This window comes from Novosphingobium flavum (genome assembly GCF_014230315.1).
Taxonomy (GTDB): Bacteria; Pseudomonadota; Alphaproteobacteria; order Sphingomonadales; family Sphingomonadaceae; genus Novosphingobium; species Novosphingobium flavum.
The window spans coordinates 1-15,110 of the sequence record NZ_JACLAW010000014.1 but is presented as its reverse complement, the minus strand read 5'-3'; the positions used below and the strand labels follow the sequence as shown (position 1 = coordinate 15,110).

The window sequence follows — 15,110 nt, the reverse complement described above, 5'->3', positions numbered from 1 at the left end:
TTCAGCCCTGCCCGCGGCGGCGATTACCTTTGGCGATCACCCTATAAGCAGATGCATGATGGATGAGGCCAGACGGCCGCGCAGTCGAATTGAAAGCAGGCTTTTGGTGATTGACTTTGCGAAACCGGCGGCGCGCAAACTTATACAGCGCCGCGCGCCGGCACGAAAACTTATACGACGGCCGTGCCGGCTCAGCCGTAGCCGAGGCGCGGGAGCCAGGCGCGGTCCTGCGAGAACAGGGTCTCGCCGGGAACGGCGCGGCCGATCAGGTAGCCCTGCCCCTGCTCGCAGCCGAGCTGGCGCAGGAAATCGAGGTCCTCGGCCTCCTCGATCCCCTCGGCCGTGACCGTGAGGCCGAGCGAGCGGCCGAGATTGACGATCGCGCCGACCACGACCCGCGAATTGGGCGCGTCCTTGAGGCCCATGACGAAGGAGCGGTCGATCTTGATCTTGGTGAAGGGGTAGGAGAGCAGGTAGGACAGCGAGGAATAGCCGGTCCCGAAATCGTCCATCGAAATGCCGACGCCGAGCGCGCGGATCCGGCGGATCTGGGTCGCCACCTCGGCATTCTTCTCCATCAGCACGGCCTCGGTGATCTCCAGCTCGAGCCGGTCGGGCGGCAGGCCGGCGGCGGCGAGGGCCTGGACCACGATGTTGATCAGGTTGGCGTTGCGGAACTGGAGCGGCGAGACATTGATCGCCACGCGTACCGGATCGGGCCAGTGGGCCGCCTCTCGGCAGGCCTGCTGGAGCACGAACTGGCCGAGCACGTCGATCAGGCCGACTTCCTCGGCCAGGGGGATGAAGCTGTCGGGGTACATCAGCCCGCGTTCGGGGTGATGCCAGCGCAGCAGGGCCTCGTAAGCGGTGATCTCGCCGGTGCCGAGATCGATCAGCGGCTGGTAATGCACCGCCAGCTCGCCCCGGCGCAGCCCTTCGCGCAGGTCGTTTTCGAGCTTGGCCTTTTCCCGCGCGGCTTCGTCGAGATCGGGGCGGAAGCGCTGGATCGTGCCCTTGCGCTCGGCCTTGGCGGCATAGAGCGCGAGATCGGCATAGCGCAGCAGGGTCGGGCCGTCTGTGCAGTCGTCCGGGGCGACGGCGACGCCGATCGTGGCGCCGATGTGGAGGGTGTAGTCGGAAACGAGGAACGGCTCGGCAATGACCTGGACCAACGAGCGGGCGATGTTGTGGATCTTCTCTGTGGTCGGCGCGCGGACGAGGACGGCGAATTCGTCGCCCCCGAGGCGGCAGAGCAGCGAGTTCTTGCGGGGCACGAGGGCGCGCATCCGGCGGGCGGCCTCGGCCAGGACGAGATCGCCGATGTGGTGGCCGTAGGAATCGTTGATCGGCTTGAAATTGTCGAGGTCGATCAGGGCGAGGCAGACCTTGTCCTCGCCCGGTTCGGCCAGCATCTCGCGCAGCCGCTCGCGGCAATGGGCGCGGTTGGCGAGGCCGGTCAGTTCATCGTGGCGGGCCATGTGCGCGATGCGGGCCTCGGTCTTGCGGCGCTCGGTCACGTCGAAGATCGAGACGATCGTGGCGAGGCGGCCGTCGACCACTGATTGGCGAGTGAACAGCACGGCCTCGAGCTCGTCGCCGCTGCGGGTGTACTGCTTCCAGAAGCGGTCCTTTTCCGAGCTGGACGTGGCGAGGAGGCGGCGCACGGCCTTCCATTCCTCGGCCGCGAAAAGACGGATCGCGGGCATGCCGGTCAGTTCGGCCACGGGATAGTCGAAATGCTCGGCGGCGGCGGCATTGGCCCCGACCACCAGCCCCCCGACCGGGTCATAGACCAGGAGCGGCACCGGGTTGTCCTCGAACAGCAGGCGGAAACTGTCCTCGCGCCGCTTCATCTCGGTGATGTCGACGCGCAGACCGATCGTGCCGCCATCGCCGGTGCGGCGCTCCTCGATCATGATGCAGCGCCCGTCCGACAGCCACTGTTCGTGGCGGGAATCGGCGCCCTGCAGCTTGGCCGCGCGCTCGGCGAGCCATTCTTCCTCGCGCCCGACCGCCTCCGGATAGTCGCCCCGCTCGACCCCGCTGCGCAGGGTGTCGACCAGTTTCACGCCCGGAGCGAAAAGGTCCGACGACTTGCGGTAGATCTCGGCATATTTGCTGTTCCAGAGGATGTAGCGCCCCTCGGGGTCGAGCAGGACGACCCCGTGCGGCATGGCCTCGATCGCTTCGTGCAGCCGCTCTTCCGCCTTGCGCACCGCGGCGGCGGCGCTCTCCGCCGCGCAGGCGCCGGGCTGGACTTGGGATTCGCTGGCGCTGGCGCTCATGAGGCTGCTTTCTCCGGGAATGACCGGCACAAGGGCTAGCCGCCAAAGGTTAAATCATCGCTGCAGCGCAGCATGGGCCCGCGCGAAGCGGCGCGAAGGGGCTGGAACGGGGGCCGTTCCTGCGCCATGGTGCGCCATGGCTTCATCCCCGCCCCGCCCGATCGTCTCCATCAAGGGCCTCGAAAAGACCTATGCGAGCGGTCACCGCGCGCTCAAGGGGGTGGACCTCGAGGTCCATGCCGGCGAGATCTTTGCCCTGCTCGGCCCCAACGGGGCGGGCAAGACCACCCTGATCGGGATCGTCTGCGGGCTGGTCCGCGCCACCGCCGGGACGGTGATCGCCGATGGCCACGACATCGCGCAGGACTACCGCGCCGCCCGCGCCAAGATCGGACTGGTCCCGCAGGAACTGGCGACCGACATGTTCGAGACGGTGTGGCACGCGGTCAATTTCAGCAGGGGCCTGTTCGGCAAGCCGCGCGACCATGCCAAGGTGGAAGAAGTGCTGCGCGCGCTCTCGCTGTGGGACAAGCGCAATGCCAAGATCGGCGCGCTTTCGGGCGGGATGAAGCGGCGGGTCCTGATCGCCAAGGCCCTCTCGCACGAGCCCTCGATCCTGTTTCTCGACGAGCCCACGGCCGGGGTCGACGTCGAGCTCAGGCGTGACATGTGGGACATGGTGCGGCGCCTGCGCGAGCAGGGCGTGACCATCATCCTCACCACCCATTACATCGAGGAGGCCGAGGAAATGGCCGACCGGATCGGGGTGATCGATCAGGGCGAGATCATCCTGATCGAGGAAAAGCACGCGCTGATGGAAAAGCTGGGGCGCACGCGGATCACGATCGGGCTGAAGGAGCCGCTCGCGGCGATCCCGCCCATGCTGGCCGACGAACGACTGGCTCTGGCGGGCGACGGACGAACGCTGGTGCTGACCCTGATGGGCGAGGGCGAAGGCGCGCAGGGCGCCGCCGACCTGATCAAGCGGCTGGGCGCCGAGGGCATCGACTTCACCACGATCGACACGGTGAAATCGTCGCTCGAGGACATTTTCGTCGACCTGGTGGGGAAGCGGCCATGAACCTGCACGCCGTCCGCGCGATCTATGCCTTCGAGCTGGGGCGGACCCTGCGCACCCTGTTCCAGTCGATCGCCTCGCCGGTGATCTCGACCTCGCTCTATTTCATCGTCTTCGGCTCGGCCATCGGCAGCCGCATGCAGACCATCGACGGGGTGAGCTACGGCGCCTTCATCGTGCCGGGACTGATCATGCTGGCCCTGCTGACCGAGAGCATTTCCAACGCTTCCTTCGGGATCTACCTGCCGCGCTTTACCGGGACGATCTACGAACTGCTCTCGGCCCCGGTCTCGGCGATCGAGGCGCTGATGGGCTATGTCGGCGCGGCAGCGACCAAGTCGGTGATCCTGGGCCTCATCATCCTCGGCACGGCGCGCCTGTTCGTGCCGTTCGAGATCGTCCACCCGGTCTGGGCGGCGGCCTTCCTTGTGCTGATCTCGGTCAGCTTCAGCCTGTTCGGCTTCATCCTCGGCCTGTGGGCCGACGGGTTCGAGAAGTTGCAGGTGGTGCCGATCATGATCATCACCCCGCTGACCTTCCTTGGCGGCACGTTCTATTCGGTCTCTATGCTGCCGCCGGCCTGGCGCACGGTGACCCTGTTCAACCCGATCGTCTATCTGGTGAACGGCTTTCGCTGGTCGTTCTACGGCCAGTCGGACATTGCCGTGGGCTTCAGCCTGAGCATGATCGGGGTGTTCATGGCGGTGTGTCTGGGCATTGTCGTTTGGATTTTCCGGACCGGCTGGCGGCTGCGCAGCTGAGTGGCGGGGCCTTGGGTTTGGTCTGCTGACGGCCTTGGTGGCGGGAAGCGGATTGTCCGGAGACGCCGACAAAGCGGACATTACGCAACGCAACCCAACCGCCGTCGCCCCTGCGGGGCAGGGGCAGCCCCCCCACTTTCCTGCCATTTGACGGCCCGCATCCTCGGCCTGAAACCTGCGCTCCGTTCAGCCGCAGGTGGCCCAAGTCGTCTCAGTCCACGCCCTTGCCCGGGCGCGGGGGGAGGTCAGGATCGGGCGGCGGATCGCCCTTTTTCGGGCAGATCGCCGAAATCTCGGCCTTGCGCTGCTGGAGGTAAAGCTCGCGCGTGGCGGCGTAGGGATTGCTCTCCTCGCGCAGCTTGCTGATCTGGCCGTCCATCTCCACCCGGCGGTTAAGCGCGGAGATCACGTTCGACGGCAGGGCATATTCCTTCTTGTTGAAGGGCGCGCCGACCGCGACCGGCAAGGCCGACTTGTCGAGGACGAGACCGAACACGTCGCGCAGGGTGGTCGGCCCGACCAGCGGGAGGAACAGGAACGGCCCCGGCCCGACCCCGTAGCAGGCGAGGGTATTGGCGAAGCCGTTGGGCCGATAGGGCAGGTTGAACGGCTTGCGCTTGGCGACGTCGAGCACGCCCGCGACCCCGATGGTGGAGTTGATCCCGAAGCGGGCCACGGCCTTGACCGCGCTGACCGGCTTGAGCTGGAGCAGGAAATTGAGCGCGATCACCGGCTGTTCGAGGTTGCGCAGGAAATTGCGCAGGCCCGAGCGGACGGGTTTGGGCACGCCCTTTTCATAGACCTTGGCCACCGGGCCGACGAAAGCCTTGTCCACCGCCTCGATCGCCTGGAACGAGGCCTCGTTGACCTTGACGGCCGGATCGCCCGGATTGGCGCGGCGCGCGGAAATGACGATATCGCCTTCGGGGGCGAGGGCGGCGGCATCGTCGGCGGCGGGCGGGACTTCCATCCCCGGCGCGCCGGCCGTGGCCGGGCGGGGTTCCGGGGGGACGACAAGCGCTGAAGCCCCCGCGCCGTCATCACCCCCGGGGTTTTCCGAGTGCATACCCCCCCGGGATGCAAACTCGGACTGCGGCAGGGCCGGGATGGCCCCCACCAACAGTGCCAGCCCCAACGCCGCGCTCACGCAGCGCCGACATGGGTATGTCGGCAAGTGGCGCGCACGGTCCCCCGGCGCTGGTGCTGACCCATTTTTCGCTCCTTTGCCGGGTAGACGACGCCGGAGCGCGGAAACCATACGGCGAAACCATCGGGGGCGAAGATTTTCCGGGCTGCCGCGCATGGCGCCCTGCCCGCGGCCGGCAAAGGTTAACCCGGCGGGTCAGCCGAGGTGGGTGACGGTAACTTCCTGCGCGATCAGGTAGGCCGGTTCGTAAGCGGTCATGAAAGCGACGTCGGCCGCGTCGCGCCCGATGCCGATCTTGGCCATGGCCCCTTCCCGCGCCATCCGGGTGGCATCGACGAGGTGCCATTCGCCGCCAAGGAAGACTTCGGCCACGGCGTGGAAATCCTGCGGGTCGACGCCGAGGGCATAGACGCTGGCGATCCGCGCCGGGATGCCCGAGGCGCGGGCGAGGCAGATCAGGACATGGGCGAAATCGCGGCAGACCCCGCGGCGGCTGACGAAGGTATCGACCGCGGTGGTATCGGCGTTGCTGGCGCCGGGGACATAGTTGAAGTGTTCATGGATCCAGTCGCGCATGGCGATCACCCGCTCCCCGCCCGAGAGAGCGCCGAACTGGTCGGTGACGAAATCGTGGAACCGGTCTGACGGGCAATAGCGCGAGCCCATCAGGTATTGCACGGTCTCGCCCGGCAGCATGTGGAGCGGGACGGCAGCGAGGTCCAGCCCCTCGTCGACGATGCGGTTGATCATGACCACGGCGCTGTAGTCGATCGTCAACCGGCCGGAGATGCTGGTCCAGATCCGGGTGCCGATCATGTCCTGCCCGGGGACGCGGGCGAAGTGGGCATGTTCGCCGATCGCCAGGTTGGAGTGCTCGACCACCTGTTCGGGGATCTCCGCGGCTTCGAGCTGGAGCAGAACGTCGGCCTGCGCCTCGAACTGGTAGTCGAGGTGGGCGGTGATCGAGAGTTTCATGGGCGCGGGGTTCCGGGATGGGCGGGGCTTGCCTGATCAACAACGGCCACGCGCGAAGGTGCCGACAGGGGCTTGATTTTGCGCGCGCCGATCCCGAGGCTGTGCGTTGCGACCGCGAACAAGGGACCTGACATGAGCTTTGAAACCATCCTCGTCGAGCGCAAGGGCGCGGTGACCCTGTTCACACTCAACCGGCCGCAGGCGCTCAATGCGCTGAACTCGCAGGTGATGGAAGAGCTGATTGCCGCCTTCGCCGCGTTCGAGGCCGATTCCGGCCAGCTGTGCGGCGTGATCACCGGCTCGGGGGAAAAGGCCTTTGCCGCCGGGGCCGACATCAAGGAAATGGCGCTCAAGCCGGCGGCCGAGTTCTTTGCCGAGGACATGTTCGCGCCGTGGACCAGCCGGCTGGTCAAGGCCACCCGCAAGCCGTGGATCGCGGCGGTGAACGGCTTTGCCCTGGGCGGCGGCTGCGAACTGGCGATGATGGCCGATTTCATCATCGCCTCGGAAAGCGCGAAGTTCGGGCAGCCGGAGATCCGGCTGGGGATCGCGCCGGGCATGGGCGGATCGCAGCGGCTGGCGCGCGCCGTGGGCAAGGCCAAGGCGATGGACCTGTGCCTGACCGGGCGGATGATGGACGCGGCCGAGGCCGAGCGGGCGGGCCTCGTCAGCCGGGTGGTGCCGCCGGGCGAGCTGATGGCCGAAGCGCTGAAAGCGGCCGAGGCGATCGCGGCCATGCCCCCGCTGGCGATCCTCGCCAACAAGGAGATGGTCAACATCGCCTTCGAGACCACGCTCGACCAGGGGCTGCTGGCCGAGCGCCGCCTGTTCCAGGTGCTGACCGCGACGCAGGACAAGGCCGAGGGCATGGCCGCCTTCGTCGAGAAGCGCCCGCCGGTTTGGCTGGGGCGGTGATCAGGTGCGTGACAAGCGCGCGCGGGGATCATAGGCAGCGGATATGACCGAAGGCCCGCCCATGCTGAACATCCCCTGGGACCAGCCCGCCACGATGATCGACCTTGACGGCAAGACCCCGATCATCGGCACGATCCGCGACTGCGTGATGCATTTCGCGATCTTCAAGCCCTTTGCCAAGGAACAGGCGCGGATCCTGCTGACCCGCCCGGTCTTCCGCGAAGGGCGCAAGACCCGGACGTGGATCCTCAATCCCGACGAGATCGAGCTGCTGGTCAAGCGGATGGACGCCGAGCGGCCGGGCCTGCAGTAACCGAACAGGCGGCCCCGGCGCGTGGTGCGCCGGAGCCGGTTCCCCTTACAAGAACGAGGCGGCGGTGATGGCCGCCGCATCGGTATTGGCGAGGCGAGCGAGGATATCGCCGCTGGCATTGGCGATGACCAGCGCCTCGGTCGCGGCGGCGCCATTGCCCGCCGGATCGCCCTGCACCATGTGAACCCCGCCGAAGGTCAGGCCGCCTGACAGTTGCAGGTGATCGGTGCCGACGGTGAAGTCGGACACCAGGTCGGCCAGGGCCAGGGTCTGGCCCGCCGGGGCATCGAGCACGAACGTGTCCGCACCCGGACCGCCGACGAGGACATCGCGCCCGCCGCCGCCGGTGAGGGTATCGTTGCCCGGCCCGCCGATCAGCAGGTCGCCCGCCGCCGTTCCGCTCAGGTGCAGGTCGAGCGAGAGCGGGTTGCCCGCGGCATCGAAGGTCTGGGTATAGACCCCGACCGGGTTGTCGACCATGTCGTGGACCATGGCCGTGCCGGAGAAGGCCGTGCCCGCGGCAAGGTTGAGGCCGACGAGGAAGATGTTGGCATCGCTGTCGCCGAGCTGGGCCAGCAGCGGCGCGGGGACGGCGATGTTGTTGTTGGCATCGGGCGTGACGATCAGGGTGATCGTGCCGCCGATGTTGGCCGTTGCCCCCGGCACCTGCGACAGATCGTAGGTGAACGGATCGTGCTCGGTCGAGATGACGAGGCGGAACTGGTGCGATCCGTTGGCACCGTAGGTCACCTGGTCGATGTGGAAGGATTCGATCCGGCCGCCGATGCCGTTCAGCGTGCCCACGACAGAGCCCGCTCCGCTCTGGCCAACCGAGCCGGGGACGATCGCGCTGACCAGCGCCTCGCTGTGCAGCGGCGTTGCCAGATCGACATGGGCCCGCTCGGCCTCGGTGACACCGACCGAGAACGGCGTGGACGCCGGCAGGCCCGAGACCACCAGGTTCAGCCGGTCGACATTGGCGAAGGCCGCAAGGCCGGCCGCGGTGAAGGCAAGGTGGCCGTCGGCCTCAAGGGTCACGGCCAGGCTCACTTGCTGGCCGTTCTCGTCGAGCCCGGTCAGAGCATAGGTCGCGCCCGGGACTACCGCACTGAACAACATCATCTCCGACGGCACCCCGTTGAGCGCGAAGGAGACGATCCCCGCCGGGCCGGCGGTCGCAGCCAGGGTATGGCCGTTAACCGGCAGGTCGGCGGTCCAGCTCACGGCATAGCCGCCGCCATTGAGCGCCTGCAGGTCGTAGGAAGCGAGATTGTCTCCCAAGGGAGCGAGCAGGTCGTCAAGGCCTTGCAGGACCACGACGCCGCCAACCTTGGCACCGCTGGCGTCAAAGCGCTGCACGGCCAGCCCGTCACCCTCGCCATTGCCGTCGCCATCGACCACCCAGCGCACGACGAAGCCGCCGCCGGCCAGCGCGGTGACCGCCGTGGTAGCATCTTCTGACTGCGGGAAGGCGGTCGTAGCCGTGTTGATCGGCCCCGAACCGGGATCGAGCGCCGCGCCGTTCGCATCGAAGGTCTGGACGAAGACCCCTTCCGGATTGGCGACGAGATCGCGATAGGTGAAGGTGACAACCGGCTGGGTCGACAGCCCCGAGTTCATCCCGGCGAGGGTGAGGATCGTCGTCGCCACCTGATCGCCGAGCTGGCTGAGCAACCAGCTGGGCATCGCATAGTCGCCGGTCGGGCTGACCGCGAGCTTGATCACAATCGACCCGTCCGCGTTGGTCGAGACATTGGTCGTTTCGCTGACCGGCACCAGGCCCATGTTGACAGAGCCCGACCCCTTGGCCAGCCGGACCGTCATCGTCGCAGTGGCCGGCGTGCCCGGCAGGTTATCGATATGGATCGCCTCGGTCCGGCCCGGCCCGCCCACGGACAGGGTCGTCGTCGCGCTGAGGGTGACGGAGGCAGTCTTGGTCGCCGTCAGGTCCACGTGGTTGGTGAGCAGGGTATGGAAGGCAAAGGTCGAGACCACATTCTGCGGCACTCCCGAAACCAGCAGCGACAGGGCGGCGCCGGTCTTGAAGTTGGCCAGCACCGCGTTGTCGACCGTGATCACCCCGTCCACCATGGCGACCGTCACGGTCTTGAGGGTGTTGTCCGTGCCGGTGCCGCGCAGCTGGTAGACGGCGGCCGGGTTACCACCGAAAACGAGTTCGATTTCCAGAGGCCGCCCGATCATCGCGAAAGTCCCCGCGAAGGTGGGGCCGCCCGAAGTGAAGGAGCGAACCTGCCCGACCTCCTCCAGCTGGGTGGCCCAGGCGAGCGCGTAGTTGCCGCCCGCGAGCTGCTGGACATCGACCGAGGCGACATTGCTGCCATTGGCCAGCAAAGCCGCTGAGATACCGGTCAGCACGGTTGGCGCGCCGGTTTCCGCGCCGGCGGAGGTGAAGTGCTGGAAGGCGATCGTCTCGCCGCTGCCATCCTTGTTGGCATCGACCGACCAGCCGACGACGAATCCGCCCGGCGTCTGGTTGATGATGACGTGCGAGCCATCGTTTTCGGTCGGGCTGTAGTTGGCTGCCCCGGCAATCGGCGTCGTGGCCGGGGTGGTCGCCGCGCCGTTGGCGTCGAAGGTCTGGACGAACACGCCTTCCGGGATTTCGGTGTAACCACGCTGGGCCACGTCGACGCTGATCGCAGTGCCGGTCGCAAGACCGAAGACCGAAAGATTAACGACCGCATCATGGTCCGCGAGCTGGCTCAACACGGCCTGCGGCACGGCATAGACGTTGCCCGCGTTGGCGGCGAACGTGATGACGATCCCTCCGTTCGCGACCTGGATCGCATTTGTAATGCCATTGGTGCCGATCAGGCCGGTGACATTCAGTGCGCCCGTGCCCCATTGCGGAGTGATTGAAATCTGCACGGAGGTCGGCTGCGCGGCGGTGAGGAGGTGGAAAGACTCGTTGCGGCCGAGCGGCGAGCCGAAGCTGACCAGCGTGGTGCTTCCCGAGGTCACCGGAGTGCCGGACAGGGTCAGCGTGTTGAGGGTTGATCCGAGATCGTAGGAGCGATCGTAGTCGAAATAGGCGGTGTAGGAATAGCTGGCACCCGGAGTGCCGGTGACGACGAGCGACAGGCGGTCATCGTAGAGAAACTGGTCCAGGATCGCCTGGGTGATCGTGATCACCCCGTTCACCGGGGTGACCGCGACATTGGTCAACGTCCCGCCCATGCCGGTGCCGCGCAGCTGGTAGGTGATCCCGGCTGTCGGTGTGGAAACGCCGAGGACGATGGTCTGGGGAACGCCGACGATCAGGGTCTGGCTGATGCCGTTGCTTCCGGCCCCGGTGGTGGCGGCAAAGCCCTGCGACGAAGACACCCGCTCGACATTCCAGGCCAGTGCCGAGCCGCCATTGTCCAGCGCGGTGAAATCGGTTGAACCGACCCGATCGCCCAATTCGGCGAGGACAGGGGACAGCCCGCTGAGGATCACCGCGTTGCCGAGCGGGGCGCCGTCGGCGGCGAAGCGCTGGACGGCGATGCTGTCGGTATCGGTATCGAGGTTGAGATCGACCGTCCAGAACACGGCGAAGCCGCCGCCCGCCAGCGGGGTGACCCCGACATGGGCCCCATCGCCGAAGGTGTTGAGCGCGGCGAGGTCGTTGATCGCCTCGTCCGCGGTGACTACGGTCTGGCTGGTGTAGAGGAACTGCCCGGTGAGCGACATGGCGCCGACATTGCCGGCCGCGTCGATGGCGACCGCCTTGTACTGGACGTAGCCCTCACCCAGCGTGGCGAGGTCCGCCGAGGTGACGGTCAGCGCGTAGCTGGTGCCGGTGACGACCGCGCTGCGGGTGATGGTATTGGCGCCGTTGACGAGGATCACGCTGACCGCGCTGCCCGCCTCGACCGTGCCGGTGATCACCGCGCCGTCCCCCGCCTCGACCGAAGTGACGATCGGGCCTTCGGGCAGCTGGATGGTCGGCGGGGTGGGCGGGGCCGTGTCGACCGTGATCGCCAGCGGGGCCGAACTGGCGGCCGGGTTGCCGTTGACGTCGGTGCTGGCGGCATAGATCGAATGGGCGCCGGCGGAGAGGGCGATATCGGCCGAGAACTGGCCCGATCCGTCCGCTGTGGTGGTGGCGAGAATGGTCGCCCCTTCCATGATCCTGACCGAAGCCCCGGCCTCGGCCGTGCCGGTGATGGTCAGACCCGAGGTCTGCTTGGTCAGATTGTCGCTGTTGTTCGCCCCGGTATCGTCGGCGGCGGCAAGGTCGAGCCCGGTGGGGGTCTGGCTCACCCGGTCGAGCACCACGGTGGTGCTGCCGGTGGCGGAGACATTGCCGGTCACGTCGGTCTGCTGGGCCGAGACGGTGAGCGTGCCATCAGCGAATTGCGCCAGCAGGGCGGGATCGAGTCCATAGTCCTTGCCGCTCGTGCTGAAGGACTGGGTCAGGGGCTGGGCGGGATTGGCCGCGTTTTGCCCGGCAACGGTGATGGTCACGCCCGAGCCGACCTCGATCGCGCCGAGCGAGCCGGGGACGCCCGCTGCCGCCTCGGCCGCATTGATCAGCCCGCCCGAGAGCGGATCGACGGTCGGCGCCGGGGACGAGGTGTCGAGCGTCAGGAGCAGGGGATAGGAGCGCGCGCCCTCGGTTCCGCCCACGGCAAGGAAGGATGCCGTCAGCGACTTGCCGCCGTCATCGCCGAGCGCGGCGGCGGTAAGCGTGAAGGCATGGCTGCCGGCGGACAGGTCGGCACTGGTGAGGGTGTAGGACTGGGCGAGACTGTCGCCGATGTAGAGGCGCAGCACGTCGCCCGCGGCAAGGCCGGTGACCGCGCTGTAGGACACGGTCACGCCGACCCCGGCGCCAGCCTCCGCGCCCGAGACGCGCGAGCCGACCGCCGGATCGACCGCCGGCCGATCGGGCGCGGCCAGCGCGCCGGGGACCGTGGTGGTGGGTGGGATGACCTGCTGGACCTGGCTGGAGGCGCCGTCGATCTGGTCGGTGAGGTTGCTGCCCGAATAGTTCGCCGGATCGAGCGAGCCGCTGGCCGCGTCTGCAGCGAGGTTGCTCTGGGCCACGATCTGCGCCGCGACCAGCGAGGTCAGGGCGTCGGCCGCGCTGGCGCCGCTGGCCTGCTGGACCGCGTCATTGACGTTGGCGAGCGAGCCGCCGAGCGCGGTCTGCTGGGCATCGAGCGCGCTGCCGACCGAGCCGCCGACCGTGTCGGCGACCGCCTGGACCACGGCGATAACCGTGGCCGTATCGGCCAGGTTGACCACGCCGCCGCCGCTGACCTGCTGGGCGATGGCCTGGATCGCGGCCGCCGCCGCGCCCTCGCCCCCGTCGGTGGCGCCGGCCGCCGCGCTGGCGCTGGCAACCACGGCCAGCACGTTGGCGACCTGGACCGAGGCCTTCTGGACATCGACCGCGAGGCTGGCCGTGGCCGGATCGGCCGCGGCAGTGAAGGGATCGAAGGTGGCGAGATCGACCCCGGCGGGAATGCCGAGCGCGGCCTTGACCTGGGCCGCGGCATCGGCCGCCGTGGCGCCCGAGCCGACCAGCGCGGCGACCAGCGTGGTCAGCGGGGTGACCACGGTCGAGCCGTTGGGCGCGGTATAGGTGCCGGTGAAGGCCAGCCCGGTCGAAATGTCGATCGCGCCGGGCAGGCCGGTCATGACGATCCCGCCGTTGCCGAACAGGCCGGAGAAATTGCCCTGGGCATCGGTGACGACATTGTATTCGGCGTTGAACTTTCCGTCGTGGTTGGCGTCGACATAGATCTCGCCGCTGTCGAACAGGCCATTGCCGTTGCCGTCGGTGAAGGCCTCGTGGTTCCACACGCCATCGGCCGCATAGCCGTTGGAGCCATCGCGGAAGACCAGCGCCCCGGCGATATAGCCGTCGATCGCCTGGCCGCCGGTGCCCGGATCGTAAGTCACGCTGGCGCTGCCGGCTGCGGTGGAGGCATTGCCCGCCGGATCGGCGAAGGTGCCGCTGGCGACCGTGACCGCGACCGGCCCGGTCGTGCTGGCCGTGGGCGTCAGCGTTGCGGTCCAGACCTTGGCATCGCCGGCCGACTGGGCGAGATTGGTGATCGTCCCGCCGGTCACGCCGCCGCTGGTCACGGCAATGTCGGCGGCGGTGAAGCCGGTGGGCACCTCGCTGAAGGTGAAGGTGACGGTGGCCGTCTCGCCGCCGACCATGGCCGACTTGTCGATTCCCACGGTCACGGTCGGCGCGGTGGTGTCGACCGTGATGGCGAGCGCCGAAGAGGCGCTGCCGGGATTGCCGGCCACATCAGTGGCCGTGGCGGTGAGGCTGTGCGATCCGGCGGCGAGGGCGACGTCGATCGAGAAGGCGCCGCTGCCATTGGCCGTGCCGGAACCGAGGACAGTCGAGCCCTCCTTGATCACGACGGCGGCATTGGCCTCGGCCGTGCCGGTGATGGTGAGGCCGCTGGTGTGGTTGGTGATCCGGTCGCTGCTGGACGCGCCGCTGTCGTCGGCGGCGGCGAGGGCAAGGCCGGTGGGCGCGGGCGGAGCCGAGGTGTCGACCGTGATCGCCAGCGCCGAGGAGGCGGTGCCGACATTGCCCGCCGCGTCCGTCGCCGTGGCTGTCAGGCTGTGCGATCCGGCGGCGAGGGCAACGTCGATCGAGAAGGCGCCGCTGCCGTTGGCCGTGCCGGTGCCAAGGACGGTGGAGCCCTCCTTGATGACGACGGCGGCATTGGCCTCGGCGCTGCCGGTGATGGTCAGGCCGCTGGTGAGGTTGGTGATCCGGTCACTGCTGGACGCGCCGGTATCGTCGGCGGCGGCGAGGGCCAGGCCGGTGGGCGCGGCGGGTCCCGAGGTGTCGACGGTGATGGACAGCGCCGAGGAGGCCGCGCCGACATTGCCCGCCGCGTCGGTGGTCGTGGCGGTCAGGCTGTGCGTGCCGGCGGCGAGCGCGACGTCGAGCGAGAAGGCGCCGCTGCCGTTCGCCGTGGCAGTGCCGAGAACGGTGGAGCCATCCTTGAGCGTGACGGAGGAATTGGCCTCGGCCGTGCCGCTGATGGTCAGCGCCGTGGTCTGGCTCGTGATCCCGTCCGAGGCCGACGAGCCGGTGTCATCGGCGGCGGCGAGGGCAAGGCCGGTGGGCGCGGCCGGGGCCGAGGTGTCGACCGTGATCGACAGGGCGGCGGAGGCCGTGCTGGTATTGCCGGCGGCGTCCTTGGCCGTGGCGGTCAGGCTGTGCGTGCCGGCGGCGAGCGCGACGTCGACGGTGAAGGTGCCGCTGCTGCTGGTCGTGGCGGTGCCAACCGTGGTCGTCCCGTCGAGGATGGTGACCGTGGAATTGGCCTCGGCGCTGCCGCTGATGGTGAGGGCACTGGTCTGGTTGGTGATGCGGTCGGAATTGGAGCTGCCGGTATCGTCGGCGGCGGCGAGGGCCAGGCCGGTCGGCGCGCTGGGCGCCGTGGTGTCGGCCGGAGTACCCGAACCGCCCTTGCCGCCGGACAGCCCGACGGCCAGCCCGCCGGCACCGAGCGCGCCGAGCAAGCCGAGCAACATGCCGTTGCCGCCGTGGCCCGCACCGCCCCCGGCCGCCGCCGCATCGCCGCTGGCCCCGCCCGCAGGCGCGCTGCCCGAAGCGCCGCCCCCGGCGCCATCGGGCGCGAGGCCCGCC

General features: G+C 68.4%; 8 protein-coding genes. 4 read left to right on the top strand and 4 right to left on the bottom strand.

Annotated elements, in window-relative coordinates; genetic code table 11:
• Positions 1-191 precede the first annotated feature (191 nt).
• Positions 192-2,285 (bottom strand): putative bifunctional diguanylate cyclase/phosphodiesterase, encoded by a 2,094-nt coding sequence (locus H7F51_RS16010; RefSeq protein ID WP_185665325.1) that lies wholly within the window; start codon positions 2,283-2,285, stop codon positions 192-194.
• Positions 2,286-2,421: 136 nt separating this feature from the next.
• On the opposite strand from H7F51_RS16010, the gene H7F51_RS16005 reads away from it, so the two are divergent.
• Positions 2,422-3,366 (top strand): ABC transporter ATP-binding protein, encoded by a 945-nt coding sequence (locus H7F51_RS16005; RefSeq protein WP_185665324.1) that lies wholly within the window; start codon positions 2,422-2,424, stop codon positions 3,364-3,366.
• Positions 3,363-4,124: an ABC transporter permease gene (locus tag H7F51_RS16000; RefSeq protein WP_185665323.1), complete on the top strand. Its 762-nt coding sequence runs from the start codon at positions 3,363-3,365 to the stop codon at positions 4,122-4,124. The genes H7F51_RS16005 and H7F51_RS16000 overlap by 4 nt, the downstream gene beginning before the upstream one ends.
• A 211-nt stretch (positions 4,125-4,335) precedes the next feature.
• Here H7F51_RS16000 and H7F51_RS15995 read toward each other — a convergent pair whose 3' ends face one another.
• On the bottom strand, positions 4,336-5,094 hold the full coding sequence (locus H7F51_RS15995; RefSeq protein WP_185665322.1) for an MlaA family lipoprotein: 759 nt from the start codon (positions 5,092-5,094) through the stop codon (positions 4,336-4,338).
• 372 nt (positions 5,095-5,466) lie between these two features.
• The gene (locus H7F51_RS15990; protein WP_185665321.1) at positions 5,467-6,246 is read right to left on the bottom strand and encodes a transglutaminase-like domain-containing protein; all 780 of its coding nucleotides are present in this window, start codon (positions 6,244-6,246) and stop codon (positions 5,467-5,469) included.
• A 132-nt stretch (positions 6,247-6,378) separates the two neighbouring features.
• Between H7F51_RS15990 and H7F51_RS15985 the strand changes: the two genes are divergently transcribed.
• On the top strand, positions 6,379-7,161 hold the full coding sequence (locus H7F51_RS15985) for an enoyl-CoA hydratase-related protein (RefSeq protein ID WP_185665320.1): 783 nt from the start codon (positions 6,379-6,381) through the stop codon (positions 7,159-7,161).
• A 61-nt stretch (positions 7,162-7,222) separates the two neighbouring features.
• Positions 7,223-7,474: a hypothetical protein gene (locus H7F51_RS15980; protein ID WP_185665319.1), complete on the top strand. Its 252-nt coding sequence runs from the start codon at positions 7,223-7,225 to the stop codon at positions 7,472-7,474.
• A 45-nt stretch (positions 7,475-7,519) separates the two neighbouring features.
• Here H7F51_RS15980 and H7F51_RS15975 read toward each other — a convergent pair whose 3' ends face one another.
• Positions 7,520-14,995, bottom strand: a complete 7,476-nt coding sequence (locus H7F51_RS15975; protein WP_221774187.1) for a beta strand repeat-containing protein — start codon at positions 14,993-14,995, stop codon at positions 7,520-7,522.
• Positions 14,996-15,110 lie beyond the last annotated feature (115 nt).

What these genes read in the sequence shown, in the direction of transcription:
- H7F51_RS16010 (WP_185665325.1), bottom strand. Translation starts at nt 2,285, where the DNA reads ATGAGCGCCAGCGCCAGCGAATCCCAAGTCCAGCCCGGCGCCTGCGCG.
- H7F51_RS16005 (WP_185665324.1), top strand. Translation starts at nt 2,422, where the DNA reads ATGGCTTCATCCCCGCCCCGCCCGATCGTCTCCATCAAGGGCCTCGAA.
- H7F51_RS16000 (WP_185665323.1), top strand. Translation starts at nt 3,363, where the DNA reads ATGAACCTGCACGCCGTCCGCGCGATCTATGCCTTCGAGCTGGGGCGG.
- H7F51_RS15995 (WP_185665322.1), bottom strand. Translation starts at nt 5,094, where the DNA reads ATGGAAGTCCCGCCCGCCGCCGACGATGCCGCCGCCCTCGCCCCCGAA.
- H7F51_RS15990 (WP_185665321.1), bottom strand. Translation starts at nt 6,246, where the DNA reads ATGAAACTCTCGATCACCGCCCACCTCGACTACCAGTTCGAGGCGCAG.
- H7F51_RS15985 (WP_185665320.1), top strand. Translation starts at nt 6,379, where the DNA reads ATGAGCTTTGAAACCATCCTCGTCGAGCGCAAGGGCGCGGTGACCCTG.
- H7F51_RS15980 (WP_185665319.1), top strand. Translation starts at nt 7,223, where the DNA reads ATGCTGAACATCCCCTGGGACCAGCCCGCCACGATGATCGACCTTGAC.
- H7F51_RS15975 (WP_221774187.1), bottom strand. Translation starts at nt 14,995, where the DNA reads ATGTTGCTCGGCTTGCTCGGCGCGCTCGGTGCCGGCGGGCTGGCCGTC.